Genomic DNA, 26,359 nt, shown 5'->3' on the forward strand with positions numbered 1-26,359 from the left:
CAAACGCTATTTGCGATTTGAGTTTTTTTTCTAGAATGAGGTTTTTCGATGAAACAATACTTAAAAAGATATGCACGAAATTTTGATTACCCATTATTTTTTACTTTTCTATTATTAAGTTTATTTGGATTAGTAATGATTTATAGCTCAAGTATGATGGTAGCTATTATAAAGGAAGGACAGGCTCCAGACTATTTTTATCAAAAGCAAGTGACAAATTTAACTGTAGCTTTTATGGGTTTTTTAGTGACCGCATTTTTCCCGTACAAGCATTATGCCAATAAGAATGTTATGTTGTTTCTTACCGTCGTTCTTGCCGTGCTATTTACTTGGTTAAAAGTAGCCGGTCATGGTGCGGATCAAGTAGGTTCTCAGAGTTGGATACACATTCCAGGTCTAGGGAATTTTCAACCGTCTGAATATGCGAAACTATTTATAATTTTATATTTTTCCGCTGCTTTTTATCGGAAAGGACAAAAATATACGTTTGAAAAGCTACAACCGACAGAAATTTTTTATCCAATATTTCTCTGGATCCTTGTTGTTGCTTGTGTAGCGTTTGAAACAGATTTAGGAGCTGTCATTATACTTTGTGGCATTGCTGTATCTGTAGTAGCAGCGAGTGGTATTCCATTTAAAACATTTTGGAAGTTTTTTGGGGTATTAGGGGCATTTGGTACAGCTATCCTTGGTATGCTTTGGTTATTTAAAGGGGAGCTATTAACGGGTAACCGTAAAGGCCGAATACTATCTTATTTTAATCCATTTGATTATGAAAATGATATGGGTCACCAAGTTGTAAATAGTTATTATGCAATAGGCGGAGGCGGTTTAGATGGAAGAGGCCTCGGTCAATCCGTTCAAAAATTGGGGTATTTACCTGAACCACAAACAGATTTTATTATGGCGATTATAATGGAAGAACTAGGTATTTGGGGTGTGATAATCGTCTTAGGTGGTCTAGGATTTATTGTGTATAAAGGATTTTCGATTGCGTTGCGCACAAAAGATCCACTAGCACGTATGATTGCGGCTGGTATTGCGAGCTGGATTGGCTGGCAAACGTTTATTAACCTTGGGGGTGTAACTGGGTTAATCCCGTTAACCGGTGTAACGCTACCTTTTATTAGCTATGGCGGGACATCTATAATTATTCTATCTTTAGCTATGGGAATATTAATTAATGTTTCTATGTTTGAAAAGGTAGAAAGAAAAAAATCACAATCATAAAGGGGGATATCTATGGAATCAATCAACAAAATTCTCGTAGCCAATAGGGGGGAAATTGCAATTCGTATTTTCCGTGCATGTACGGAGCTAAATATCCAAACCGTGGCCATTTATTCGCGGGAGGATAGTGGGGCATTCCATCGCTTTAAAGCAGATGAGGCCTATTTAGTCGGGGCTGGCAAGAAACCAATCGATGCTTATTTAGATATTGAAGGTATTATTGCCATCGCAAAGGATGCGGGTGTTGATGCGATTCATCCGGGGTATGGTTTTTTATCGGAAAACGTAGAATTTGCACGTCGATGTGAAGAAGAGGGCATTGTCTTTATTGGACCAACTTCCCTGCACTTAGATATGTTCGGAGATAAGGTTAAAGCGCGTGAACAGGCAATTGTTGCAGGTATTCCTGTTATTCCTGGTACAGATGGACCGGTAGCTGATTTAGCGGAGGTAGAGGCTTTTGCTAGCACATATGATTATCCAATTATGATTAAGGCAGCGCTAGGCGGCGGTGGTCGTGGTATGCGCCTTGTTCATAGTCAAGAGGAGCTAGCTTCCTCCTATGAACGTGCAAAATCAGAGGCGAAGGCAGCATTCGGCTCTGATGAGGTGTATGTAGAAAAGGCAATTATTAAGCCAAAGCATATTGAAGTCCAAATTATTGGCGATCAACAAGGCAATATTGTCCATCTATATGAGCGTGATTGCTCGATACAACGTCGTCATCAAAAGGTTGTTGAAATCGCACCATCTCATTCGATTTCAGAAAATTTAAGAAATAGTATTTGTGATGCAGCGGTTCAACTAATGAAAAATGTCTCGTACATAAATGCAGGGACAGTAGAATTTTTAGTCGCAGGAGAAGATTTTTATTTCATCGAGGTCAACCCTCGTATTCAAGTTGAGCATACAATTACTGAAATGATTACAGGTGTCGATATCGTGCATGCTCAAATAAAAGTGGCTGCGGGTTACGGTCTTCATAGCGAGGAGATCCATATTCCTCAACAGGCGGATATCCCAATGATTGGCTATGCGATTCAAGCACGTGTTACCACGGAAGACCCAGCCAATGACTTTATGCCGGATACAGGAAAGCTAATGGTGTATCGTTCAAGTGGTGGCTTTGGCGTTCGCCTAGATGCCGGCAATGGCTTCCAGGGAGCTGTTGTAACACCATACTATGATTCGCTATTGGTGAAAATTTCAACATCAGGAATGACATTTAAAGAAGCCGCAGCAAAGATGGACCGCAACTTAAAAGAGTTCCGTATTCGTGGGGTGAAAACGAATATTCCATTTTTAAATAATGTCGTGACGCACGGGAAATTTTTAACGGGTGCATTTGATACTAGCTTTATTGATACAACACCTGAATTATTTAATTTCCCTGTGCGTAAGGACCGTGGGACAAAGCTATTAAGCTATATCGGTAATGTGACACTCAATGGTTTCCCAGGAGTAGAGCAGAAGGCGAAACCAATTTTTGTTCAGCCGAGTATCCCAAAAGTTGATAAATTAATCGTTCCCCCTGCAGGGACAAAGCAAATTTTAGATGCTCAAGGAGCAGATGGGCTTGTGAAATGGATTCTGGAGCAGGAGGACGTGCTATTAACGGATACAACCTTCCGAGATGCACACCAATCACTGCTTGCGACACGTGTACGTTCAAAGGATATGTTCGAAATTGCAGATGCAACAGCACGCATGATGCATGATTTCTTCTCACTTGAAATGTGGGGAGGCGCGACGTTTGATGTGGCGTACCGTTTCTTAAAGGAAGACCCATGGGAGCGTCTAGCCAAGTTGCGTGAACAAGTACCGAATGTGTTATTTCAAATGTTACTGCGTGGAGCGAATGCCGTCGGTTACACGAACTACCCTGACAATTTAATTCGTGAGTTTATCGCTGAATCAGCGGCATCGGGCATTGATGTGTTCCGTATTTTCGATAGTTTGAATTGGATAAAAGGCATGGAAGTAGCGATTGATGCAGCCCGTCAGTCTGGTAAAATTGCCGAGGCAGCAATCTGTTACACAGGCGATATTTTTGATGATACGAGGGCAAAATATTCAGTCCAATACTACAAGCAAATGGCGAAGGAGCTAGAGGCAGCAGGTGCCCATATTTTAGCGATAAAAGATATGGCTGGGTTATTGAAGCCAGAAGCAGCGTATCGTTTAATTTCCGAGTTAAAAGAGACGACAAGTTTGCCAATCCATCTGCATACACATGATACAAGTGGTAATGGTATTTATTTATATGCCAAGGCGATCGAGGCAGGGGTGGATATCATTGATACGGCGCTCGGTTCGATGGCTGGCTTAACGTCACAGCCAAGTGCAAACTCCTTGTATTATGCAATGAAGGGCAGTAAGCGTGAGGTTCGTGCCGATATTGAAGCACTAGAAAAACTATCGTACTACTGGGAAGATGTGCGTAAATATTATAAGGATTTTGAAAGCGGCATGATTAGCCCACATTCTGAAATTTACGTCCATGAGATGCCTGGGGGTCAATACAGTAACTTACAGCAGCAAGCCAAAGCAGTTGGTCTTGGGGATAGATGGGAGGAAGTGAAGCGCATGTATTCCCGCGTGAACCTTCTATTTGGTGATATTGTCAAAGTAACCCCATCTTCAAAAGTAGTTGGTGATATGGCGTTATTTATGGTACAGAACGATTTAGATGAAAGCTCTGTACTGACAAGAGGACAAACCATTGATTTCCCAGATTCTGTGATTGAGTTCTTCCAGGGTTATTTAGGACAACCACATGGTGGCTTCCCGGAGGCACTTCAACAGGTTGTGTTAAAGGATCGCGAAGCCATTACAGTACGTCCAGGTGAGCTACTAGAACCTGTGAATTTTGAGCAGCTAGAGGCAGTACTGGAGGAAAAATTGAACAGACCGGTGACAAAGAAGGATGTGCTGGCGTATGCTTTGTACCCGAAAGTGTTTGAAGAGTATGCGAAAACAGTGGACTCTTTCGGCAATATTTCGGTATTAGACACACCAACTTTCCTTTGCGGATTAAAGCTAGGTGAAGAAATCGAAGTCGAAATCGAAAAAGGAAAAACACTGATTATTAAACTCGTTTCGATTGGTGAGCCACAGCATGACGGAACACGTGTGATGTACTTTGAGTTGAATGGTCAATCCCGTGAGTTGGTGATTCAAGATATGACTGTTGAAGTAGATGGCAGTTTAGCATTAAAGGCAGATCCAAGCAATCCAAACCAAATTGGAGCTACAATGCCAGGTACGGTCTTAAAGGTAGTCGTATCGAAAGGAAGTAATGTTAAACGTGGAGACCATTTGTTAATTACTGAAGCGATGAAAATGGAGACAACTGTTCAAGCACCGAAAGATGGAGTCGTAAAAGAAGTATACGCAAGTGCAGGCGACGCCATTTCAACAGGTGATTTGCTAATTGAGATTGAATAATTGAACCGAAAGAAGGTTATTAGATGGCTTTAATAGCATACTAATAACCTTTTTTATTTATCTATAGTAAGAAACTTGTCCATTTTTTTGACGTCATTAGTGCTTTGTAATTGAAGTCGTTTAAATAAATAAAAAAGATTCGCCACTGATGTAGCGAATCTTTTCTATTATTCTTTATTTTTTCCATTATAATCGCTACGTGCAACTAGCAATACCATGTAGCAAAGTAGACCAAATAATATTGAAATAAATAATGAATGTAGTAACGCGACTGTTAAATTCAATTTAGTTAGGACTACTAACATACCAGCAATCACCTGTAAAATTACTATAATAAAGGCAATAATCCAGCCATAGTAAATAACACGTTGATTTTTATATTCTTTTATAGCGTGCCAAGTTATGTATGCAATCCAAATAGAAAAGATCAGAACAGCAAATCGATGCCCCATTTGCACCCATTCGTACATATTATTTAGTGGTGCGAATGGTGTTTCATTGTTGCAAAATGGCCAGTCAGGACATATTAAGCTAGATTCTGTATGGCGAACAAGCGCCCCTGTATAAACGACTAAATAAGAATAAATTGTGACAGCAATCGTATGCCAACGTAACTTTTTACCAATAAAAACGTTATCGGCATCAAATTTCCGATCCACTTCAAATACAATCATAGAGAGAAGGAGAACGGCAGCAAAGGAAATAAGAGAAATCCCAAAGTGGAGTGCTAGTATAAAATCGCCTTGCCCCCACAATACTTGAGCAGCTCCAATAAGAGCCTGTGCGATTAAGAAAAACATCGCTAAGAAACCTAATAACTTTACTTCGCGAATATGACCGAGTTTACGCCATGTCCAAATTGTTAACACAAGAATAGAAATAGATACAATTCCAGTTACAAGACGATGTGAAAATTCAATTAAGACTTCTGGTGTAATTTCTTTTGGAATAAGAGAACCATTACAATCAGGCCAGTTTCGACCACAGCCTAAGCCACTATCTGTTTTGGTAACAAGTGCTCCACCTAATAAAATAAGAAGCATTCCAATTGTAGCGGCAACAGCAAACCACTTCATATACCTGTTGTGTTGCATAAAATGAGTCACCTACTTTATCTATAAACATTACATGAAAGTAATGTTTCTGCTACTAGATAATATCGAAAATACAGGAAAAAAACAACTTGTAAAGAGTAGGGAGTATTAGATGTCGATTCCATTTCACAAATTGTTCATAATTTCGTACTTTAACCTTCACAATTCATTTTAGAAAATGTTTTACTATAGATATGTTGTTTTTAATTATATTTCTAGACAAAGCTAATTTTTACAACTTCATCTAAATTTCACTTAATGTCTAGAAATCAATCGCAAATTTCGCTATAGTAAACATTAGCGGAATATGCTTACAAAAATGAAAGGAGAGGTATCATGTCAAACGGTCGTGCACTGACGGCTACTAGAAATGGTGGACCAGAATCAACATCTGTTGTAAAAGATTTCTTAGCACTAATAAAAATTGGAATCGTAAACTCGAATCTTGTCACAACGTTTACAGGGATGTGGCTGGCATTTCAATTTACTAGTAGACACTTCTTGCAAGAGCTTGATGTCATATTGTTCACCATGCTGGGTGCGGCATTAATAATAGGTGGCTCAGGCGCAATGAATAACTTTATTGATCAGGATATTGACCCAATCATGAAAAGAACGAAGGCAAGACCGACAGTAACAGGTAGATTTAAGCCGAATTTTGTATTGACCATTGCCCTCTCATTTTTAATTGTAGGTGAAATTTTGTTATTTGCGGCATCGTTTGCAGCCGGCATGTGGGGACTAGTAGGAATATTTGCTTATGTCGTTCTGTACTCAATGTGGTCAAAGAGGAAGCATGTTAGTAACACGGTTGTAGGAAGTATTTCAGGTGCGATTCCACCAGTTATTGGGTTTGCAGCTGTTGAACCTGCATTAGGTCCAGGAGCACTTGCCTTATTCCTTATTATGTTTGTATGGCAACCTCCGCATTTTTACGCGCTTGCCATGAAACGTACTGAAGAATATCGTGCAGCTAATATACCGATGCTACCTGTAGTAAAAGGATTTAAACGAACGAAGTACTCGATGTTATTTTGGATTATTTTATTATTACCGTTACCATTCCTTTTACCAGAGCTTGGGGTAGGCTTCTTAATTCTTGCGACTGCATTGAACTTGGGCTGGGTGATTCTAGCTTTTAAAGGCTTTACTACAAAAGATGATTTGAAATGGGCAAATAAAATGTTTATCTATTCATTGAACCATATGACAATACTATTTGTATCCATTATCATATTTGCGTTGTTTAGCTAAATTTGGGGATTCTTTCTTATCCTAAAGAATTCATATAGACAGAACTAATGTCCTAGGTACACATGAAAATACAACAAAGAAAGAGGGGTTTAATTAAGCTATGATGAAAGGGCTTAAAAAATGGCGTCTTTTTTCACTTCTAGCAGTGATGATGGTTTTCCTTTCTGGTTGTGGTGAAGATTATATTTCTGCACTGAAACCATCTGGTCAAGTAGGTAAAGAGCAATTCAATCTATTACTGTTAGCTACGGGAATTATGACGTTAGTAGTAGTAGTAGTATCCGTTATCTATTTACTTGCATTCGTAAAATTCCGCCGTTCAAAAGTTGGCGAAAATGTTATTCCTAAGCAAGTAGAAGGAAGTCACACTCTCGAAGTGATTTGGACAGTTATTCCAATTATTTTATTATTAATCTTAGCTGTACCAGTTGTTACGGCTACTTACAAATTTGCAGATGTTGCTGCTATGGACGAAGTAGATGAAAATGGTGACAAAACAGCACTTACAGTAAATGTAACTGCAAAATTATACTGGTGGGAGTTTGAATACCCTAACCAAGGTATTATAACTTCTCAAGAACTAGTTGTACCAACAGGTCAAAAAGTTTACTTTAACTTAAAGGCTGCCGATGTAAAGCACTCATTCTGGATTCCTGCTATAGGCGGTAAAATGGATACGAACGTAGATAACTTAAACAAATTCTATCTAGTATTCGATAAAGAATCGAAAGACCTTAAAGACGGCGTATTCTATGGTAAATGTGCTGAATTATGTGGTCCTTCACACGCATTAATGGACTTCAAAGTTAAAGCATTAAGCCCAGATGCATTCGATGCATGGGTAGCTTCAATGAAAGCAACAGAAGGAAAAGTGGCTGACAAAGCTTCAACAGATCTTGGTGAAGCAACATTTGCTAAAAGTTGTTTAGGTTGTCATGCTGTTTCTGGATCAGGAGCAGGAGGTACACCAGGTCCTAACTTAACTACATTTGGTGACCGTAACCGTGTTGCTGGTTTCTTAGAACATAATGAAGAAAACTTAAAAGCTTGGATTAAGAACCCTGGAGAATTCAAACCAGGTAACTTAATGATGAATGCAGAGGGCACTGCGCCTGTTTATGGCGACTTATCCGACGAAGAAATTGAAGCTCTAGCAACTTATATCATGGGCTTATCTGTTGAGAAATAATTTTTAGTTATTGTAACAAACTTTGAGGGAGGTAAAAGTTGTGAGCTCATACACACAGAAAAAGGGCTTTGGAGCAAATGTCTGGGACTACATTACAACTGTCGACCATAAAAAGTTAGCAGTAATGTATTTATTAGCCGGTACATTGTTCTTTGCTATCGCTGGTTTTGAAGCGTTATTAATGCGTATTCAGTTAATGAAACCAAATAACGATTTCATCTCAGCTGGTTTTTTCAATGAATTATTAACAATGCACGGAACGACAATGTTATTCCTAGCTGCGACTCCATTACTATTCGCATTTATGAACATGCTTGTACCATTACAAATTGGTGCGCGTGACGTTGCATTCCCATTCCTTAACTCTTTAGGGTTCTGGTTATTCTTCCTAGGTGCAGTATTCCTTCACCTGTCATTCTTTATGGGTGGCGCTCCTGATGCGGGCTGGACGTCTTATGCATCATTATCTTTATATTCTCCAGGACATGGTATTGACTTCTATGTTCTTGGTTTACAAATTTCAGGGGCAGGTACATTAATTTCAGGTCTTAACTTTATCGTTACGATTATTACAATGCGTGCTCCAGGTATGACATTCATGCGTATGCCATTATTCACTTGGACTGCTCTTGTATCAAGTGCACTAATTCTATTCGCATTCCCTCCATTAACTATTGGTTTATTAATGATGTTATTTGACCGTATGTTCGGTGGTAACTTCTTCGATCATACAATGGGTGGTAACACAATTATTTGGGAACACTTATTCTGGATCTTCGGACACCCAGAGGTTTATATCTTAATATTACCAGCGTTTGGTTTATTCTCTGAGATTATTCCAGCGTTCTCTCGTAAACGTTTATTTGGATACTCTTCAATGGTATTCGCAACAATTTTAATCGGTTTCTTAGGGTTCATGGTTTGGGCTCACCACATGTTTACAGTTGGTCTTGGGCCAACAGCCAACGCAATTTTTGCTGTTGCAACAATGGCAATTGCTGTACCAACAGGTATGAAAGTATTCAACTGGATCTTAACTCTTTGGGGCGGATCTATTAAAGTTACAACACCAATGCTTTATGCACTTGGTTTCATCCCGTCATTCGTTGCGGGTGGTGTTACAGGGGTTATGCAAGCATCTGCACCTCTTGACTACCAATTACACGATTCTTACTTTATCGTTGCTCACTTCCACTACGTAATCGTTGGTGGTATCGTAACAGCGATATTTGGTTCAGCACACTTCTACTGGCCAATTTTCTTCAACCGTATGTTAAACGAAACGCTTGGTAAACTTACTTTCTGGATTTTCTTCATCGGATTCCATTTAACGTTCTTCGTTCAACACTTCTTAGGTTTAATGGGTATGCCACGTCGCGTATTCACTTACATGGAAGGTCAAGGTTGGGATCAGTTCAACTTTATCTCTACGATCGGTGCATTAATGATGGGTGTAGGGGTTATCATAATGGTAATTAACTGCTTATTGTCTATCAAAGGCGAACCAGCAGGTCGCGACCCATGGGGCGATGGACGTACCTTAGAATGGTCTATTCCACAACCAATCCCATTCTATAACTTCCGTCAAACACCTCTTGTTCGTGGTTTAGATCCATGGTGGATTGAAAAACAAGAAGGAAATAAAGAAATGACTTTTGCTGAGCCAGTCGGTGATATTCATATGCCTAACAACTCAGCTATCCCATTTGTTATTTCTCTAGGTATGTTTATTGCAGCATTCGGTGCACTTTATCATCCAGATGCAGATAAACCTTGGTCTATTTATATTTTAATTGGTGGTCTTGCAATTACATTTGGTGCTATGATTTTCCGTTCTGTTAAGGATGATCACGGTTTCCACTTACACAAAGAAGAAATTCTTGAAATTGAAGAACATCTTTACGGCAAAGGGGGAAATAAATAATGGATTTCAATACTAAATTTACTCCTCATACTTGGCCAGATCATCCTGAACAAGCTACGATGGAAGGTAAAAATAAAGTTGTTGGTTTCTGGATTTTCCTTGCCTGTGAAGTTGTACTTTTCGCAAGTTTATTCGCTACTTACCTAGCGCTTAAGAACAAAGGGCCAGCTGGCATGGAGTTCACAACACAAAGTTTATTTGAATTACCTTTAGCTTTCGCTATGACGATGTTATTATTAACATCTTCACTAACATCTGTTTATGCAATTTACCATATGCGTAACTTTAACTTTAAAGCTATGCAAACTTGGTTTGGTATTACATTACTTTTAGGTCTTGGATTCTTAGGTCTTGAAATCTATGAGTTTTATCACTATGTACACAAAGGCTTCACATTTGACCAATCTGCGTTCTCAACTGCGTTTTATTCATTAGTTGGTACACATGGTTTCCACGTAACTTTAGGTCTTGTGTGGATTTCAACGTTAATGATTCGTAACGCTAAACGTGGTCTTAACTTATACAATGCGCCTAAATTCTTCGTGGCTGCTTTATACTGGCACTTTATCGACGTAGTTTGGGTATTTATCTTTACAGTAGTATACTTGATGGGAGTGATCGGATAATATGTCATCACACGATACACCGATAGTTGCTAAGTCTCAGGCACAATACGAGTATGATCGTCATCATAATGCCGTTCATATGCGTAAACAAGTAGTCAACTTTGCGATCATGATTTTCTTTACGTTTATCGCATTCGCAGTAGTTGCAGCTGATTTTTCTAAATACTTAATATTCCCGCTCATTTTATTGCTTGCTGGTGTTCAAGTTGTTCTTCAACTTTACTCTTTCATGCACTTAGAAGACAAAAAAACACACTTCGGTGGTGTAATTGGTTTCTTCATGTGGATGGGTATATTAATCGCATTTACATTCTTCTTAGCATTTTTAACAATTATTTGGTGGTAATCACCAAAAAAGCACGTTCTCTACCTAGCGTAGGAACGTGCTTTTCTTTTTTCTATTGTATCAATGAAATTATGGAGTTTTAAAGTATGGCTTGGGCAAAACGAGTGGTTGATTTCCGTTCCGACTGGACGCTTTGTTACTGACGCTTTGCTTTCGCACAGAGCAGAGCTTCCTGGGGGCTTCAGATGAGCCGCTTCTGTGATTGCTACGAGAAAACAAAAGCGGCAACAATGTCAATTACTTCACTGTTATAAATATATTCTGTTCAATTATGGTTCGTTGTCCTAGCGTCCAATTTTGAAATTCATAAAATTTATAAAAATTCTACGCTATTGTTGATTGGAGTGGAAGGCTACTCGACTCCCGTGGGAAAGCGAGACAGACGAGACCCTGGACGGAGCGAAGCGGAGGAAGCGGCTCGACGGTCGCCCACAGGAAAGCGAGTAGCCTGGAACGGAAATCGCCCACATTAAAGCCCAACACCATTCACAGATTTCTTTGACCGTATTATTTTTTACAATGTGAACAACAGTAAACTGTGGATAGTTATTTGTTCACCTTTCGTTCATTGCAGAATAAGTGTAAGCGTTCTATAATAGGAGTACTGAAGTTAAAGGAGTGCGTTCTATATGCCACTTAGTATATTTGGTTTCCAAGCTTTATGGAGCCCATACTTAATAGGGGTTCTTGTTTTCATAACAGTCATCTATTTTTTAGTCACAACAAAGTGGCGCAAGGATTTTAAAGTAAGTGAGCCTCTGAAAAAGGGAGAGGCAATTTATTTTGTACTGGCAATGGTAACGATTTATATTATTAAAGGATCTCCAATAGATTTAATGGCGCACATTATGTTTACGATGCATATGGTGCAAATGGCTATACTATTGTTACTTGTACCGATTTTCTTAATTAAAGGGATTCCGTGGTGGGTATGGAAAGTTGCGATTGAAGCACCAGTTGTTAGATCTGTATTTAGAGTGCTAACATTACCTGTCGTTGCGGTAATTGTGTTTATCGGTCTATTTTCTTTCTATCATTTACCAGATGTATTAGATTACATTAAGTTAAATGAAACATTACATGGTACATATACGTTTGTATTATTTGTTTCTGCTGTTTTAATGTATTGGCCATTAATCCACACGGTGCCAAATAGTCCGCAAATGAAGCCATTGCATAAGTTAGCCTATATTATTGCTAATGCGGTCTTAATTACACCTGCTTGTGGGCTAATTATTTTTGCACCAAACGCTATGTATGAAACATATACAAATGGTGAAGCATGGCTTAAGGCAATGGAGCTTTGTGTACCAGCTTCAACATTATCTGGTTTATCCCTATCAGGACCAGAGCTCTTTACAGATATGACACCTGTTGCGGATCAGCAACTAGGCGGCGTTCTTATGAAGATTTTACAAGAGCTTATTTTTGGCGTTTTAATTGGCACTATCTTTACAAGATGGTATCGATCAGAACAAAAGGATCCTGATAAAATTACAGCTGATGCGTTAAAAGAACATCAAAAGAAATGGGAAAGTCAGCAGCAACATCAATTGTAAAATAGAAATTTACTTTGTATAAGGAGTTTTGTGAATGGAATTGCAAATTTTGCCTACTATAAGTACATCATTCATCGTTATCAGTGCTGTACTTGTGGCTATTGGTTGGGGCTTAATCATAAAAAGAAAGGTAGAAGCACATAAAAAAGTAATGTTAGCTGCAGGGGTTGCTGCACTTACCTTCTTTATCATTTATGTTTCACGTACAGTATTTATTGGTAATACAGCGTTTGGTGGAGGAGAAGATTTAAAACCATATTATACTTTCTTCTTGATTTTCCATATTACCCTTGCGACAGTAGGAGCAGTATTTGGTATTGTTAGCATTATTTCTGGTTTAAAAACTAATATCAAGCTTCACCGTCGTATTGGACCGATTACAAGTATTATTTGGTTCTTCGTAGCGATTACTGGGGTTTTAGTATACTTTTTACTATATGTTTTATTCGAACCAGGTGAAACAACATCTGCCATTAAAGCTATTTTTGGCTTCTAACTTCTTTTAGCGGGTATCCAAACATCCGTACCTGTCGCTACGATTTCGGTACAAAAAACATCCGCTGAAATAGAGGAACTTAGTCTAAGAACGCCACGTCCTGTGGCACCGACTAAGTGACCAACATCTACATGTTGGCCTAAAGCTTCCAGACACAATTATGCCGAGGTATAATTGATTAAAAAAGATCTCCCTCCTTATTCTTGAGAAGGTGGGAGATTTTTTATAGATGTTTGATTAAATAGAGAAAGAAACACAACAACGAGTAAAGGACCAATTAAAATACCGAAAAACCCAAATATTTCATAACCGATAAACATGGCAATAAAAGTTGTCAGTGAAGACAGTCCGATTTTATTTCCGATTACTTTAGGCTCAATCATCCGTCTAACTAAAAATAGTACGATTGTGAGTATGACTAAAACAGCAACAAAGACATAATCACCTGTAAAGACTTTGTAAATTGCCCAAGGAATCAGCAATATAAATGAGTCTAAAAAAGGAATGAAATCTAAAATGACTAGTAAGAGTGCTAAAATAAGTGGGAAAGGTGTTTTAAGAAAATAAAAGGTTCCTAAAGCTATAGCAAAAATACAAATACTAACTAAAAATTGTGCTTTTATAAAACCAAATAATGCAAGTTTTACACGTTGTCCAATAAATAGTATTTTTTGATGGTAGTGGAAGGGAATAGGCGTTAACATTTTACGATTAATAGTTGGTAATTCTAAAAGGAACATGTATAACACAATCCAATAAACAAAAATATCAAACAAACGTGAAGCTATATACGTAAGTAAAGATGACCAAACATTCACACTTGTTAAAGAAAGTGCAAATTTTTCGATTGCGGATAGGCCCTGTGCTATCATAAGTTGAATTTGTATAACTAGATCTAAGGGCAATTGATAAGTATAATTGGAAAGCTTGGATTGTATTTGAATCCATATGGCTGATAGCTGATTAAGGTACTCTGGAATTTGAATGATAAATGTTGAAAATTGTTTCCAACTTATAAATATAACGAAAATACATAATAGTAATGTCATACTTAAAAAGAACATAAAAAAAATGGAAGCGACTACTTTGCGTTTTTTTCGGAATCGTTTACTGATTCGTATGATTACAGGTTCTAATAGTAAAGCTGTCACGTAGGCAAGTAGTATTGGTAATGACAAGGATATAATCCAGAGAATTGCAATCGCGATAGCTATAACGATTATTGGATGACGAAAAAAAGGACTTTTAAAGAATTGTAACATTTATCTCACCTACATCATGTTAAAGATATAGGTAGTATGAGAAGAAATAGTTTTTTTACTCAAAATAAAAAAGACTGGACCACCAGTCTTTTCAGATATAGCTATTGCACTGTATGCTGTTGCCAACTTGATGTACTGTCACCGTTTGACAGATAAATAATAAAATGATTCCGAATGTTTAATCGACATGCACCGTGAAATAACTATCTAAAATTACGCATGAATTTTAAAAGCTTCTAGGTCTAATTTAACCTTTTTTAAGATTTCTTCACATTTTTTTACCAGATGAGCTGGGAAAACTTCGTCATCTCCATACTCAACGCCGTGTGGATAGTAGTACTTACCAAGAACTGGTTTCATTAATGTTAGGATTGCATCGTGTGCACCAACATCACCAGATTTTGCATATGCAAATACACGTAAGTAGTAACGTCCCTCGCGAGTATCGAAACGCTTATCAAATGTCATACGTTCGTAGTCCCAGCCGCCATCACATTCTAAACCATTTTGTTTCATGATGCTTACAATAAGTTCTTGATCAGCTGTTAAATTTTCAAGGTTAGTATTTTCAAAATACATCTATAATCCTCCTTTAGGTTCTCGTACAAAGTATACGCTCATTTTTATAATAGAGCATATTTAACATTGTTGCAATGACAACATTGTGTCAACCCAATTACAATTGATATAATAATTTACAGAATAATGGCGATGAAAAGGAGTCAAATATGAAAGCTTTATTTCGCATTTTTATGGCATGTGCTGCAATTGCGTTGATTGGCTTTATGTTTTTTAATACACCACGGGAAAACGAACCATTAAAAGGTCCGAATGCCAATTCAAATGTTATTCCTAAAACCGAGTTAAAGCAGCCTGAAGTAGGTGCGGTGACACGCCCAAAAAGTGGGATGTCGACATTAATCGGTCAAGAAGCAAAGAAGGTTTTGGATAAATACGGTGAACCAGCGCGGAAAGAACCATCATCTTTTGGCTATGAATGGTGGGTCTATAATGCAAGTGCTTCTACATTTTTTATGGTAGGCGTTCAAAATAATGTTGTGACACAAGTTTACATAGCTGGTGAAGATTTAGATGCTTATCCGTTTAAAATTGGACAGAAGCGCGATGATATTTACCGAATGACACTCATTGATTATGAAGTATCTGCGAATGTAGGTGAAAATATTTTCGTGTTCTCGATGAGTGAAGAAGATATGCAGACACGATTGCTTGTAAAATTCGATGGGCTTTTTGCGCAACTCTATATAGATAGAGAAACAAGTGAGCTACAAGGAATACGCTTTACTAATAGTAAAACGCTTGCTCTTCATCAACCTTATGAAATGACTTATCAAGGTGAACTTGTTACATCAACACCACCTTCCTCGTTTTTACAGCAGGAAATTAATGAAGCAAATGCTAGACAGTTAGACGATTTAATAAATGTAACAAGGGTTCATCATGATTTACCAGTAGTAGAAATTGATGAGTCATTAGAAGAAGTAGCAAAAATGCATAGTGAAGATATGAAGGTTCAAAATTTTCTTGGACATGAATCACCAACAAATGGAGATTTAAAAAAGAGATTAGAAACACAGGGAATCATCTATAGTGAGGCCAATGAAAATCTTGCAACTGATTATTTTGATGCAATCGAAGCAATGCATGGTTGGCTTAATTCCCCTGAGCATCGAAAGGTTATTTTAAATGATAAATACACTACAGTAGGATCTGGCGTATTTTTAAACTATTATACACAAATATTTTTAGAACCTTCTTCTCAAGAGCTGGATAGTGAGAATAAAGACACTGAGGAACCGGTAGAAAATATTGATGAATCATCACCATATTAATCAGTGGGGGTTTTCTTCATCCTCACTGATAGTAGTCTCCACCAATTAGGCGTTAACGCGGGATACATATAAATCTAAGACTGAAGATAAACTTGGCACAATCAAGTTTATCTTCAGTCTTTTCATTTTATACGAAAAAGATAAGCACAATGACCGCTTAGATTTTTCGTCACACGGATACAGACGCCGTCATATGATAGAGAACTGAAAGGGGGAATGAAGCTTGCAATTAGCTGAACTATTGAAAGACTGGCCATGTAGCGTGACTGGAGGATCGATTCGCACAATTATTACGGGCGTTGAGGATTATGCACAGGCGATTAAGCCTGGAAATATTTTTATTGTTCGTAAGGGGAAGAAAACATCGGGAAGTCGCTTTGTAAATGAAGCAATTGATCGGGGTGCTGCCGCTATAGTATCAGAGGAAAGTATCTCACTACCTATTACCGATCAAAACATACCTTTTGTGTGGGTTCCGAATACATCGTTATTTTTATCGTATGCGAGTGCAAAACTTTCAGCCTTTCCAGCAGAAGCATTAACAGTAATTGCGATTACAGGTACAAATGGTAAAACAACAGTCAGTCATTTTGTGAGCCAGTTGTTAAGAGCCTTACATAAAAATGTAGCAGTTATTGGAACGGTAGGATTTTTCATTAATGAAGAGAAACAACAAACAAAGTATGAGCAATTAACAACATTGCAAGCAAAAGAGTTACATCCGATTTTAAAGCAATGTGTACGAAATGGTGTTACACATGTTGTTTTAGAAGCTTCATCGATGGGGTTACAGCAACATAGACTTGATCATTGTGATATCGATTGTGGCGTTTTTTTAAATTTATCGGAGGACCATTTAGAAGATCATGGAGGACTTGAGGCATATAAACGTGCGAAAAAAAGATTGGCAGATTTATCAAAAAAGCTAGTATTAAATGGAGATGATAATTTTTGCCGTTCTGTCGGTATTTATGATAAGAAAAAATCCTGCTCATTTGGCTTTGATAATCACAATGATTTACATATCCAAATTGTCAGTGAATCCATTGGAAAAACAGTACTTTGTTTACAAACCTCATCAAGTGAGCATATTGTAGAAATTCCTTTTGTTGGTAAGTATCATGTGCAAAATGCTGTAGCTGCGTTAATGACTTTGTGGCGTCTAGGTTTTTCCATTGATGAAATAGCAGCGCATATATGGTTGTTGAGGCTACCAGAAGGAAGACTTGAAAAAATAGACAATACATTTGGAATTGATGTGTATGTAGATTATGCGCATACTGCAGAAGCATTGCAGGCTGTTTTACAAACTTTTGATAGCGCGAAAACGCTTTATCTCGTATTTAGCTGTGGGGGGAATCGTGATAAGGCCAAACGATTTGCGATGGGAGCGGTAGCTAGTAAGTATGCGGATATTATTTATTTAACAACCGATAATCCACGTGATGAAGACCCGATCTTAATTAATGAAAGTATTATTGCTGGTTTTACTGAACAGCAATACTATGAAATCTATCTAGATCGAAAAATTGCTATTCATAAGGCATTAGCAAAGGCTGAAAAAGGTGATATTGTATTAGTTGCCGGAAAAGGGCATGAACAGACTCAACAAATAAAAAATCAAAAACTCCCTTTTTCCGATCAACAATGTATTCGAGATTACTTTTTAAATCTTATGACTAAGGACGGCGTTGAATGACAAAGAAAGTAGCGGTCGCAATCGCAAGTTTTCGCCCAGTCTCATCTTCAATATCACATTCCATCACAAGTGTTTGACGTCCCTTATGTACGAAACGTCCACGAGCGATTAGTTCTTTGTTAGTTGTTGTTGCAATATAAGAGACATTGATATTAGTTGTGACCACATTAAAGCCTTCTGGTACAGAACGCGAAGCAAGCCCTCCCATTGCTGCATCTGCAATTGTAGCAATAATTCCTCCATGTGGAACCTTAATGGTATTATGGATAACGGGTGTAATGGGGATACGAACCTCGCTAATCTCAGTATCAAATTTGCCAACCATATGTAAGGCGGCATTAATATAACGGCGGTGGACACCTTGTTGTTTATCACGAAGTCCTGACAATAAATGCAGTAAAACTTCCTCATCTTCAGCTGTGCTGTTTTGTAAAATATCTGCTAGTAATTCTTCTATTTGTCCTTTAGACGATGTGACCAATTAGAAAACTCCTTTATTTAAAAATATCAATAATGTAAAATTACCACAAAATCTGTTATGATGGGAAAGAGATTGGGGGAATTTAATATGATGATGACCTCTGACTGGGTAATCATTTTGGATGAGGCCGATGCGCTTTGTGAGATGATTCTTTCCTCTGAGCCTGCGAAAACGCTGCAACAAGCGTATGATGCTGTTTATAGCGATGCTCAATTAGTGCAAGCTATTTACGCATTTAATCGCATAAAAGAGCAGTACGAAGATGTACAACGTTTCGGAAAATATCATCCGGACTATCATACAATCATGAAATCGATTCGTCAGCAAAAGCGCGCGCTCGATTTAAATGAAAAAGTTTCGGCCTTAAAGATTGCTGAAAATGATTTTCAAGATTTACTTGACGAGATAAGTCTACTTATGGGGAAAACTGTATCAGAAGCAGTGAAAGTTCCTGTAAGTAATCCGTTCTTTGCATCAGGTTCTTCCTGTGGCGGAGGATGTGGCTCAGGCGGTTCTTGCTCTTGCTCTGCATAAACTAAGTAATACTTCTTTTTAGACTGTAACAAACTCGATGAATTATGAGTTTGTATACAGTCTTTTTTCTATAACTGCGGGGTGTAATAGTTGCAGAAAAATTGTATAGTAATTGAATAAGCAATATAGAAATAAAAGGAGGATAAACAAATGAAAACTTATCGAATTGCCGTTATACCAGGAGATGGCATAGGTAAAGAGGTTGTACCAGCGGCGATAGAAGTTCTTAATAAAGCTGCTCAATTAGATGGAAGCTTTCAGTTTGAATGGACAACATTCCTCTGGGGCTGTGACTATTATTTAGAAACAGGTAAAATGATGCCTGATAATGGTATTGAAATATTGAAAGGTTATGATCAAATTTTCTTAGGTGCGGTTGGCATGCCTGATTTAGTACCAGATCACATTTCATTATGGGGACTACTTATTAAAATTCGCCGTGAGATGAAACAATCTATTAATGTACGTCCAGCAAAGCTACTTCAAGGTTTGCCTTCGCCGTTACGTAACCCAAACGGCTTCGATTTTGTCGTTGTACGTGAAAACTCAGAGGGAGAGTATGCTGAAAGTGGTGGCAGAATACATAGTGGACAAGATGAGGTTGCTATCCAAAATGCCATTTTTACAAGGAAGGGTACAGAACGTGCGATGCGGTATGCATTTGAAATGGCGAAAACTCGACGTCAGCATGTTACAAGTGCCACAAAATCGAATGGAATTACATACAGTATGCCTTTTTGGGATGAAGTATTTGCGCAAGTAGGTAAAGATTATGAGAACATAGGACAAGAATCTAATCATATTGATGCTTTAGCTGCCTTTTTAGTAATGAAGCCAGATCATTTTGATGTTATCGTTGCATCAAATTTATTTGGCGATATTTTAACAGATTTAGGTGGTGCAATTATGGGGAGCATCGGAATTGCTCCAGCAGCAAATTTAAATATTGAGCGACAATATCCATCTATGTTCGAACCAGTCCATGGCTCTGCGCCCGATATTGCAGGTCAAGGGATAGCCAATCCACTTGGACAAATTTGGACGGGTAAAATGATGCTTGATTTTTTAGGCTATCATGAGCTTGGCACAAGGGTACTAAATGCAATAGAAGCAACATTAGCACAAGGTGTTAAAACAGCCGATTTGGGCGGAACAGCAACATTACGAGATGTGACAGATACAGTATTATGTTATCTGAAATAAAAGCTCAAAATGCATGGGGTGAGAGCTACAATCAAACTCTTTGAATACAGCGGGATTCGGGGCATAATGGGTATAAAAGACCGAATATTTAATTTTTATAAGTAAAAGGTAAGGGCTGTTAAAAGTGGCCCTTACCAATTCAAGTAGTAACCTAGTTTCTATCTAGTACTAGCTTAAAAATAGAGAGTAAGCTCCATTCTAGTTTTCATTTTTTTGTAATAGTTCTACAGCGATATCAGGCCGATCTGTAACGATACCTTTTGCACCGTTGTGAATTAACTTACTCATTGTTGCCGCATCATTGATTGTCCAATAGTGAACAGGGATGTTTAAGTTGCTTAAAAACTGAATAAACTTCGGTGAATCCAGTGCAATAACCCCTGATTTTGGCGGTATTTGGAATACATCTACCTTTGGGTGATATAAATGTCCAAATTGGCTTGAGAAAGAAGCGAATGCTTTACGAACATCTGATTCACCTGCACCAAGTGCTACTTGATTTTGTGCATATAGATTAAAGCGATCTATCTGTTCACCGTAAGTACTTGTGACAACTACTCGGTTCTCGGCACCAAGCTCTTCAATTAAACGCCATAGTTTAGAGGGCATTAAACTTCCCTCATACGTATCTGGTGCATCTTTAATATCAATATTTATCAACATATTTGGATAATTTTCTAGTAGATCACGTAACGTTACGACGTCTATTTTTTCATTTCGATAAGGAAATTCCCCATCCAAATCTTCAAATTGATAACCGTGGTTTAATGCATTTATTTCTGCTAAAGTCATGTCTGCAACAAGACCATAGCCATCTGTCGTACGCTCAACAGTATCATCGTGGAATACGATGATTTCCTCATCTTTAGTTAAGCGAATGTCTATTTCAAAGCCGTCAACACCTAACTGTGCGGCTTTTTCAAAAGCAGGCATTGTATGCTCAGGTGCTAAATCGGCACCGCCACGATGTGCAAGAATAACTGGATGATCGAATTGTAATGCTTGTTTACTTTCTCGTTGTTGAGGTTTAGAAATAGCTTTACTACCTGCCCAAGCAGCTGCACTTGCTGCTGCAATTGCGAGCGCAATCTTTGTTTTCTTACCCATATTCGTCCTCCTTAACAATAAAATGATATAAAAAGTACTGGCAAATTCACTTATAGAATTTTTTGTGAACAACCAAAATCAGTGAAGTTCAAACTCTAGTTCCCTATTAACTTATATAAGTGAAAGTAAAACTCTGAATCAACGTTGTATGCTTTTTTATTATAACGGAAAAATGAGCGTTCTGTCAGCTAAACTCTGTTGCTATCATTTTCCGGTCTATGGTATTCTTTTATGTAAGAAATGAGGGAATAATATATGAACGAACGACAAGGGCTAATCGTTTACGTCCATCAATTAAAACATGCGAAGTCTCTTCGAAAATATGGGCATGTTCTTTATATTTCTCGGAGGCAAAAATATGTAGTGCTTTATTGCGAGCGAGAGGAAATTGAAACAATGACAACAAAACTACAACGCCTTCCATTTGTGAAAGACGTTGTGAAGTCTTATCGTCCATTCGTTAAAACTGAGTTTGAAAATGCAAAACCAGATAAAGCGAAGGAATATGATTATAAAGTAGGACTATAATATTACACTAATGCTGGAATATAGTGATGAAGTCTCATTATCCCGATTAAGTATTGATAAAATAGTTTTGATTCCGAAAATATAGATGAGTGCTTTATTTCTACAACAACCGCTTTTCGATCTAGTTGTTTAATACTTTCTTCGAACATATTTTGTCGCTTTGAAGGCTGCTCCTCATTAAAAGGGATGCCTTCTCGACAAATATAAATCGGCATGAATTTACTGTCACCGACTGGTTTTAAAGCGACTGCTAAAGAAGCAAACTTTTTTTCTTCTTTTGTGGAGGTTAGTATAAAGGCTTGGTGGAAGCGATCTTGATTTGTTCTCACTATTTCAAGTAGCTCATAAACATCACCATAGCCCTCACCTAATTCTATAAATTGTTGTGGCATAATAATTGCACATCCTTTCCAATACACATAGTATCATGCTGCGGGAGGTCAAGCACATGAAATTTGCAATGAGTTTTTTTTCCATACTAGGACTAATCATTACCGGAACGTTATTTTTCCAGTACCATGCTTATTCATCTGATTTAGAAACAGGAAATGGCGAATTCCATTATTCGCAAGAAATCGAAATTGTCTATCGGGAAAATAGCTTGGATATTCGCCAACATTTTAAAAATTTACCCAACCAAAAGGTGAATATAAAATGGCCAGAAAATGCGGTAAATCCTAGTTGCTTTATCGAAAATGAAAAAAGTTGTGGTCGTTTATCAGAAGAAGTCTCATACTTTAAAAAAGGAGAGACTAAATCGCAATCTGTTTCATACATAATTCCAATTGAGGGTGGCTTAAAAGATAAAATGCTCATCCAAAATGCTTTCGCTACATTAACAAATGGTGAAGCGTCTTATTCTGTTGTACATATTTCAACTGATAGTAAAATTGTTGGTCAGTGGATAACTGGCTTGCCTTTAGTAGGTCAACAACAACTATCACTTGTTAACTATACAATGTTTAGTGGAAGTGGTACAGTTCGTGATATTTATTGGCAAGCGGGTAATCTAAAGGTACAAGAGCAAACCCCTGTGTTATCTATTTATGCACCGGAAGCTATTTCAAAGGATTTCTTAACGTCATTAGAAAATTTACAGTTTTTGAATGAGGAACACGTTGCTATTATTCAAGAGAAGAGTCCAGCGAAAGAACATGATGATCGACTTTTATTCTTGCCAGAACTAACTGAACAAGCTGTTGAGCAAGAAGTTATCATGTCTCAAATAAAGTCACAATATAAGTTTAAAGATTCGCCTACATGGTTGCCGGAAGTTTTGGCATCCTATCTAGTGAAGGATACGATTGGTTCAGATAAAACAAAGGATATTGTGAAGACGTTAAAAGAATATATGACAGCTGATCAAGAGGCAGCATGGCAGGAGGCTCTGAATGAGCTTGGAGAAGAGCCGATTTCTCCTGATACAATGGACAAGCTTTTATCAGAGGTGTTAGAAGCAAAAACGTCTTATTTTAAGTTAAATGCGGCACAAGAAAATGGCACATATCCACTGTTATTTGAGGATGATCGAAGTGTTTACGTTAATGACGTTTTAAAAGAAGATGTTCATGTTATTCTCCATGAAGGACAAGTATTATATACTGCTGATACATTGTTGCCGTATCTAGGCTATACTGCTGGTGAAGGCAAGAATGGGTATTATGTAAATAATGATAATCGCATTTTCCGATTCCCGAACGAGCCTGGATTTTATGTATTCAATCAACGTAGATATTCTACTATTTCAGAACCAATTATTAAAATTGCCAATCATTATTATGTTGAAGAAGCTTGGCTACAACGATTATTTTTAGTAGAATTACAAAAAAGTGATGATCGTATCCAAATTATAACTCAAGAACAACAAGAATAAACTTTTGCAGCGGAGGTTTGACTTTCGCTGCAAAAATGTTTTTATCTAAAACTTCCGGCAGATGTCACAGATTTTGGGGTGTGCATGCATAATTCAAAATCTGGATGCAATTACACCAAGGTGAAATTGATATATGGAATTAAGAAAGTATGGTGATTTGAATATATGAGAGTTGTAGCAGGAGAACGTAAAGGGATGCCGTTAAAGGCCATTGCAGGAAACACGACGAGACCTACAACAGATAAAGTGAAGGAATCCATTTTTAATATTATTGGTCCATTCTTTGATGGAGGCATTGTGCTCGATTTATTTGCAGGAAGCGGTGGCTTAGGCATCGAATCTTTAAGTAGAGGAGCCGAGCACGCCGTTTTTATTGAAAAGGATGCAAAGGCGTTCCAAGTGCTACAGGAAAACATAAAAAAATGTCGTTACGAGGATTATTCTGAGCTTTTTCGTATAGATGCGAAGCGTGCTGTGAAAGCGTTGTTAAAACGTGATATTACGTTTAAATTAGTATTTTTAGATCCACCATACCATCATCAAGAGTATTATGACTTAGTGCAGGTACTTGTCGACAATAATAAGATTCAGACGGATGGCATTATTTTATGTGAGCATGCAAAAGAAGTAGAATTACCACAAAGTTTTGGGGATTTTGTATTAAAGAGACAAGAAACTTATGGCGGAACGATTATTTCTGTTTATCTTCATTCAGTGGATGTCCAAACACCTACTGAATAGAGAGACTTAGGCTAAGAGCTTCACATTAACGAAGTGACAGCTACAATTACGCCAATGCGAAATGATCGTTGTGCAGAGGAAGAGGGAGAATAAGTTGTCAGAGAAAATTGCTGTAGTTCCTGGAAGTTTTGATCCGGTGACATTTGGCCACTTAGATATTATTAAACGTGCGGCAGATGTATTTGACACAGTTTATGTTGCTGTTTTAAATAATTCATCAAAGCGACCATTATTTTCAGTAGAAGAGCGCATGGCTTTAATGGCTGAGGTGACTAAAACATTGCCCAATGTACGCATTGAGAGTTCATCTGGACTGTTAATAGACTATGCTAAGGAAAAAAAGGCAAAGGCGATTGTCCGTGGTTTACGTGCAGTTTCGGATTTTGAATACGAAATGCAGATTACGTCGATGAACCGTTTTCTTGATGAAACCATCGAAACATTTTTCATTATGACAAAAAATCAATATTCATTCTTAAGCTCGAGCATCGTCAAAGAGGTTGCGAAATATGGTGGTAATGTCAGCGAACTTGTTCCTGTTTGTGTTGTAGCAGCCTTAAAAGAAAAGTATGATTTTACTAAATAAAATACAAAGAGAGACTGGGACATAACAGCTCAAAACCTTAAAAAGCGTGAGAAATCAATTTTAGAAACTTTGATTTCTCACGCTTTTCTGATGTAATTTTTAAAAATTTTGCTTTGAAAATTTACTTATGTCCAAGCCTCTTTTTTGATGTCTCATGTTAATTAGGAGACGCTGATTTCCGCGGATGAGTGTCGAGCGTATTTCTTCTCTTTCGTGCACTATAGCGAGCCTGTAGAGGAACGAAGAGTAGCCAAACCCTTATGCACCAGTGGCTCAGTGGGCACCTTGAGAAAGCCCCTAGTCGAAACGGAAATCAACCACACGTTATGGTGATGAGCCTTAGTTATTTTAAGAAAAAAAGAGCATAAATAGTGGGTACAATGATTATGCTAAGTAGGCGGAATTTTATATATGGTCGAACGGAAAGCTTGGCTGATTTCGCAATAACAAAAATTTGTAAGTGTATGCTTATACTTTGCATTGTTAACAAGATAACAACTAGTAATGGTAAATATGAAAGATTGGGAAAAGCCGAGACGGTCATTTTAAGGCCATTTGTAACTTCGAGAATTGCGGCAATGGAAAGTTCGGCTGTATAGGGAAGTTTGGGTATCAGTGAATCTAAGCCTTGCTGAACAATCGTCTGGATGGTAGTGAAAAAAATTATTGTCGTTCCAACTAATAGTATTGTTGGTGCGGTTTCTTTTATGCTTTCAGAGAATGGTGCTGTATGCAAAGGTGTATTGTGTATGGAGATGCTAGAAGGATCTGTTTTACGAAATAAGAAGTAACCCGTTAGTAAACAACAAATATTAAAACTATGTAGTAAACATAAAAACAACCATCCGAACGTATTACTTTGTAATAAATCGAGGCTTACAAAGCCCAACACGAAAAGTGGACTTGGCGCATGACATACGGCTAATAAAAAATTTGCTTCTTTTGGATGTAGTTGCCCACTGTTTTTTAAGTAAACGATTGTTGTTGCTCCAGATGGATATCCCCCGAGTGCGCTAATAATATAGGCTTGTACGTATAACGAAGCTCTTTTAGTTTTCGTTCGCATAGGAGCCGTTAAACGGAGAAGCCATTGCGTTAAAATAAGATAGGGTAATAAATAAGGGAATAGCGCATCCATAAAAAGGGTTAAACCTAAATCAGTACCATTATGAGCTGTTTGTGGGAATAACAAGAGTAATAGAATAAGAACTATGCAAATCGCTATTTGAATTGTCGCATACATGTTATCATCTCGTTTCAACTTTTTGTCATTCACATAGGCAAATGCTAAAATCAATATATGTAAAAAAGGCAAAAACATGAACGT

Annotated in this window: 24 protein-coding genes; 17 read left to right on the forward strand and 7 right to left on the reverse strand. The window is 37.7% G+C overall.

The window, feature by feature from the left end:
• Positions 1-48 precede the first annotated feature (48 nt).
• The gene (locus tag AB9L17_RS04860; RefSeq protein WP_068983287.1) at positions 49-1,230 is read left to right on the forward strand and encodes an FtsW/RodA/SpoVE family cell cycle protein; all 1,182 of its coding nucleotides are present in this window, start codon (positions 49-51) and stop codon (positions 1,228-1,230) included.
• Between the two features lie 12 nt (positions 1,231-1,242).
• Positions 1,243-4,677 (forward strand): pyruvate carboxylase, encoded by a 3,435-nt coding sequence (pyc, locus tag AB9L17_RS04865; RefSeq protein WP_068983286.1) that lies wholly within the window; start codon positions 1,243-1,245, stop codon positions 4,675-4,677.
• 167 nt (positions 4,678-4,844) lie between these two features.
• Here pyc and AB9L17_RS04870 read toward each other — a convergent pair whose 3' ends face one another.
• Positions 4,845-5,771 (reverse strand): COX15/CtaA family protein, encoded by a 927-nt coding sequence (locus AB9L17_RS04870; RefSeq protein ID WP_068983285.1) that lies wholly within the window; start codon positions 5,769-5,771, stop codon positions 4,845-4,847.
• Between the two features lie 336 nt (positions 5,772-6,107).
• Between AB9L17_RS04870 and cyoE the strand changes: the two genes are divergently transcribed.
• The 7 genes from cyoE to AB9L17_RS04905 all read left to right on the forward strand — a co-directional run bounded on the left by cyoE (position 6,108) and on the right by AB9L17_RS04905 (position 13,165).
• Positions 6,108-7,025, forward strand: coding sequence for a heme o synthase (gene cyoE, locus AB9L17_RS04875; protein ID WP_068983284.1), 918 nt, complete (start codon positions 6,108-6,110; stop codon positions 7,023-7,025).
• A gap of 100 nt (positions 7,026-7,125) precedes the next feature.
• Positions 7,126-8,214: a cytochrome c oxidase subunit II gene (gene coxB, locus AB9L17_RS04880; RefSeq protein ID WP_068983283.1), complete on the forward strand. Its 1,089-nt coding sequence runs from the start codon at positions 7,126-7,128 to the stop codon at positions 8,212-8,214.
• Between the two features lie 40 nt (positions 8,215-8,254).
• On the forward strand, positions 8,255-10,138 hold the full coding sequence (ctaD, locus tag AB9L17_RS04885; protein WP_068983282.1) for a cytochrome c oxidase subunit I: 1,884 nt from the start codon (positions 8,255-8,257) through the stop codon (positions 10,136-10,138).
• Positions 10,138-10,764, forward strand: coding sequence for a cytochrome c oxidase subunit 3 (locus AB9L17_RS04890; RefSeq protein ID WP_068983281.1), 627 nt, complete (start codon positions 10,138-10,140; stop codon positions 10,762-10,764). The genes ctaD and AB9L17_RS04890 overlap by 1 nt, the downstream gene beginning before the upstream one ends.
• 1 nt (position 10,765) lies before the next feature.
• Positions 10,766-11,110 carry a cytochrome C oxidase subunit IV family protein gene (locus tag AB9L17_RS04895; protein WP_068983280.1) on the forward strand — a complete coding sequence of 115 codons (345 nt, stop codon included), beginning with the start codon at positions 10,766-10,768 and terminating at the stop codon, positions 11,108-11,110.
• A gap of 629 nt (positions 11,111-11,739) precedes the next feature.
• Positions 11,740-12,669 (forward strand): cytochrome c oxidase assembly factor CtaG, encoded by a 930-nt coding sequence (gene ctaG, locus AB9L17_RS04900; protein ID WP_068983279.1) that lies wholly within the window; start codon positions 11,740-11,742, stop codon positions 12,667-12,669.
• A 34-nt stretch (positions 12,670-12,703) separates the two neighbouring features.
• On the forward strand, positions 12,704-13,165 hold the full coding sequence (locus AB9L17_RS04905) for a DUF420 domain-containing protein (RefSeq protein WP_068983278.1): 462 nt from the start codon (positions 12,704-12,706) through the stop codon (positions 13,163-13,165).
• A 197-nt stretch (positions 13,166-13,362) separates the two neighbouring features.
• On the opposite strand, the gene ytvI is transcribed toward AB9L17_RS04905, so the two are convergent.
• Complete coding sequence (gene ytvI, locus AB9L17_RS04910; protein WP_083226893.1) at positions 13,363-14,427, reverse strand: sporulation integral membrane protein YtvI; 1,065 nt, start codon at positions 14,425-14,427, stop codon at positions 13,363-13,365.
• Between the two features lie 213 nt (positions 14,428-14,640).
• Positions 14,641-15,006, reverse strand: coding sequence for a YugN family protein (locus AB9L17_RS04915; RefSeq protein WP_068983277.1), 366 nt, complete (start codon positions 15,004-15,006; stop codon positions 14,641-14,643).
• A 149-nt stretch (positions 15,007-15,155) separates the two neighbouring features.
• Between AB9L17_RS04915 and AB9L17_RS04920 the strand changes: the two genes are divergently transcribed.
• Positions 15,156-16,280, forward strand: a complete 1,125-nt coding sequence (locus AB9L17_RS04920) for a CAP domain-containing protein (protein ID WP_068983276.1) — start codon at positions 15,156-15,158, stop codon at positions 16,278-16,280.
• Between the two features lie 223 nt (positions 16,281-16,503).
• Positions 16,504-17,979: a UDP-N-acetylmuramoyl-L-alanyl-D-glutamate--2,6-diaminopimelate ligase gene (locus tag AB9L17_RS04925; protein ID WP_375200155.1), complete on the forward strand. Its 1,476-nt coding sequence runs from the start codon at positions 16,504-16,506 to the stop codon at positions 17,977-17,979.
• Here the strand turns inward: AB9L17_RS04925 and AB9L17_RS04930 are convergent.
• On the reverse strand, positions 17,960-18,460 hold the full coding sequence (locus AB9L17_RS04930; RefSeq protein WP_068983274.1) for a PaaI family thioesterase: 501 nt from the start codon (positions 18,458-18,460) through the stop codon (positions 17,960-17,962). The two genes, AB9L17_RS04925 and AB9L17_RS04930, sit on opposite strands and share 20 nt — an antisense overlap.
• An 87-nt stretch (positions 18,461-18,547) precedes the next feature.
• Between AB9L17_RS04930 and AB9L17_RS04935 the strand changes: the two genes are divergently transcribed.
• Positions 18,548-18,994: a YlbF family regulator gene (locus AB9L17_RS04935; RefSeq protein WP_068983273.1), complete on the forward strand. Its 447-nt coding sequence runs from the start codon at positions 18,548-18,550 to the stop codon at positions 18,992-18,994.
• Between the two features lie 150 nt (positions 18,995-19,144).
• Complete coding sequence (locus AB9L17_RS04940; RefSeq protein WP_068983272.1) at positions 19,145-20,197, forward strand: tartrate dehydrogenase; 1,053 nt, start codon at positions 19,145-19,147, stop codon at positions 20,195-20,197.
• A 198-nt stretch (positions 20,198-20,395) separates the two neighbouring features.
• Here AB9L17_RS04940 and AB9L17_RS04945 read toward each other — a convergent pair whose 3' ends face one another.
• Positions 20,396-21,304: a glycerophosphodiester phosphodiesterase gene (locus tag AB9L17_RS04945; RefSeq protein WP_068983271.1), complete on the reverse strand. Its 909-nt coding sequence runs from the start codon at positions 21,302-21,304 to the stop codon at positions 20,396-20,398.
• A gap of 255 nt (positions 21,305-21,559) precedes the next feature.
• On the opposite strand from AB9L17_RS04945, the gene AB9L17_RS04950 reads away from it, so the two are divergent.
• Positions 21,560-21,832, forward strand: a complete 273-nt coding sequence (locus tag AB9L17_RS04950) for a YlbG family protein (RefSeq protein WP_068983270.1) — start codon at positions 21,560-21,562, stop codon at positions 21,830-21,832.
• A gap of 2 nt (positions 21,833-21,834) precedes the next feature.
• Here AB9L17_RS04950 and AB9L17_RS04955 read toward each other — a convergent pair whose 3' ends face one another.
• Positions 21,835-22,224: a DUF7147 family protein gene (locus AB9L17_RS04955; RefSeq protein ID WP_068983269.1), complete on the reverse strand. Its 390-nt coding sequence runs from the start codon at positions 22,222-22,224 to the stop codon at positions 21,835-21,837.
• A 56-nt stretch (positions 22,225-22,280) separates the two neighbouring features.
• Here AB9L17_RS04955 and AB9L17_RS04960 point away from each other — a divergent pair, with 56 nt between their 5' ends.
• The 3 genes from AB9L17_RS04960 (at position 22,281) to coaD (ending at position 25,032) form a co-directional block, all read left to right on the forward strand.
• Positions 22,281-23,705, forward strand: coding sequence for an RNA polymerase II (locus AB9L17_RS04960; protein ID WP_068983268.1), 1,425 nt, complete (start codon positions 22,281-22,283; stop codon positions 23,703-23,705).
• A gap of 165 nt (positions 23,706-23,870) precedes the next feature.
• Complete coding sequence (rsmD, locus tag AB9L17_RS04965) at positions 23,871-24,446, forward strand: 16S rRNA (guanine(966)-N(2))-methyltransferase RsmD (RefSeq protein ID WP_068983267.1); 576 nt, start codon at positions 23,871-23,873, stop codon at positions 24,444-24,446.
• 61 nt (positions 24,447-24,507) lie between these two features.
• Positions 24,508-25,032, forward strand: a complete 525-nt coding sequence (gene coaD, locus AB9L17_RS04970; RefSeq protein WP_175401662.1) for a pantetheine-phosphate adenylyltransferase — start codon at positions 24,508-24,510, stop codon at positions 25,030-25,032.
• A 343-nt stretch (positions 25,033-25,375) separates the two neighbouring features.
• Here coaD and AB9L17_RS04975 read toward each other — a convergent pair whose 3' ends face one another.
• Complete coding sequence (locus AB9L17_RS04975) at positions 25,376-26,275, reverse strand: hypothetical protein (RefSeq protein ID WP_223552794.1); 900 nt, start codon at positions 26,273-26,275, stop codon at positions 25,376-25,378.
• Positions 26,276-26,359 lie beyond the last annotated feature (84 nt).

The sequence above is a fragment of the Lysinibacillus sp. RS11 genome (assembly GCF_042019215.1).
GTDB lineage: Bacteria > Bacillota > Bacilli > Bacillales_A > Planococcaceae > Lysinibacillus > Lysinibacillus xylanilyticus_A.

What these genes read in the sequence shown, in the direction of transcription:
- AB9L17_RS04860 (WP_068983287.1), top strand. Translation starts at nt 49, where the DNA reads ATGAAACAATACTTAAAAAGATATGCACGAAATTTTGATTACCCATTA.
- pyc (WP_068983286.1), top strand. Translation starts at nt 1,243, where the DNA reads ATGGAATCAATCAACAAAATTCTCGTAGCCAATAGGGGGGAAATTGCA.
- AB9L17_RS04870 (WP_068983285.1), bottom strand. Translation starts at nt 5,771, where the DNA reads ATGCAACACAACAGGTATATGAAGTGGTTTGCTGTTGCCGCTACAATT.
- cyoE (WP_068983284.1), top strand. Translation starts at nt 6,108, where the DNA reads ATGTCAAACGGTCGTGCACTGACGGCTACTAGAAATGGTGGACCAGAA.
- coxB (WP_068983283.1), top strand. Translation starts at nt 7,126, where the DNA reads ATGATGAAAGGGCTTAAAAAATGGCGTCTTTTTTCACTTCTAGCAGTG.
- AB9L17_RS04890 (WP_068983281.1), top strand. Translation starts at nt 10,138, where the DNA reads ATGGATTTCAATACTAAATTTACTCCTCATACTTGGCCAGATCATCCT.
- AB9L17_RS04895 (WP_068983280.1), top strand. Translation starts at nt 10,766, where the DNA reads ATGTCATCACACGATACACCGATAGTTGCTAAGTCTCAGGCACAATAC.
- ctaG (WP_068983279.1), top strand. Translation starts at nt 11,740, where the DNA reads ATGCCACTTAGTATATTTGGTTTCCAAGCTTTATGGAGCCCATACTTA.
- AB9L17_RS04905 (WP_068983278.1), top strand. Translation starts at nt 12,704, where the DNA reads ATGGAATTGCAAATTTTGCCTACTATAAGTACATCATTCATCGTTATC.
- ytvI (WP_083226893.1), bottom strand. Translation starts at nt 14,427, where the DNA reads ATGTTACAATTCTTTAAAAGTCCTTTTTTTCGTCATCCAATAATCGTT.
- AB9L17_RS04915 (WP_068983277.1), bottom strand. Translation starts at nt 15,006, where the DNA reads ATGTATTTTGAAAATACTAACCTTGAAAATTTAACAGCTGATCAAGAA.
- AB9L17_RS04920 (WP_068983276.1), top strand. Translation starts at nt 15,156, where the DNA reads ATGAAAGCTTTATTTCGCATTTTTATGGCATGTGCTGCAATTGCGTTG.
- AB9L17_RS04935 (WP_068983273.1), top strand. Translation starts at nt 18,548, where the DNA reads ATGATGATGACCTCTGACTGGGTAATCATTTTGGATGAGGCCGATGCG.
- AB9L17_RS04940 (WP_068983272.1), top strand. Translation starts at nt 19,145, where the DNA reads ATGAAAACTTATCGAATTGCCGTTATACCAGGAGATGGCATAGGTAAA.
- AB9L17_RS04945 (WP_068983271.1), bottom strand. Translation starts at nt 21,304, where the DNA reads ATGGGTAAGAAAACAAAGATTGCGCTCGCAATTGCAGCAGCAAGTGCA.
- AB9L17_RS04950 (WP_068983270.1), top strand. Translation starts at nt 21,560, where the DNA reads ATGAACGAACGACAAGGGCTAATCGTTTACGTCCATCAATTAAAACAT.
- AB9L17_RS04955 (WP_068983269.1), bottom strand. Translation starts at nt 22,224, where the DNA reads ATGCCACAACAATTTATAGAATTAGGTGAGGGCTATGGTGATGTTTAT.
- AB9L17_RS04960 (WP_068983268.1), top strand. Translation starts at nt 22,281, where the DNA reads ATGAAATTTGCAATGAGTTTTTTTTCCATACTAGGACTAATCATTACC.
- rsmD (WP_068983267.1), top strand. Translation starts at nt 23,871, where the DNA reads ATGAGAGTTGTAGCAGGAGAACGTAAAGGGATGCCGTTAAAGGCCATT.
- coaD (WP_175401662.1), top strand. Translation starts at nt 24,508, where the DNA reads ATGATCGTTGTGCAGAGGAAGAGGGAGAATAAGTTGTCAGAGAAAATT.
- AB9L17_RS04975 (WP_223552794.1), bottom strand. Translation starts at nt 26,275, where the DNA reads ATGTATGCGACAATTCAAATAGCGATTTGCATAGTTCTTATTCTATTA.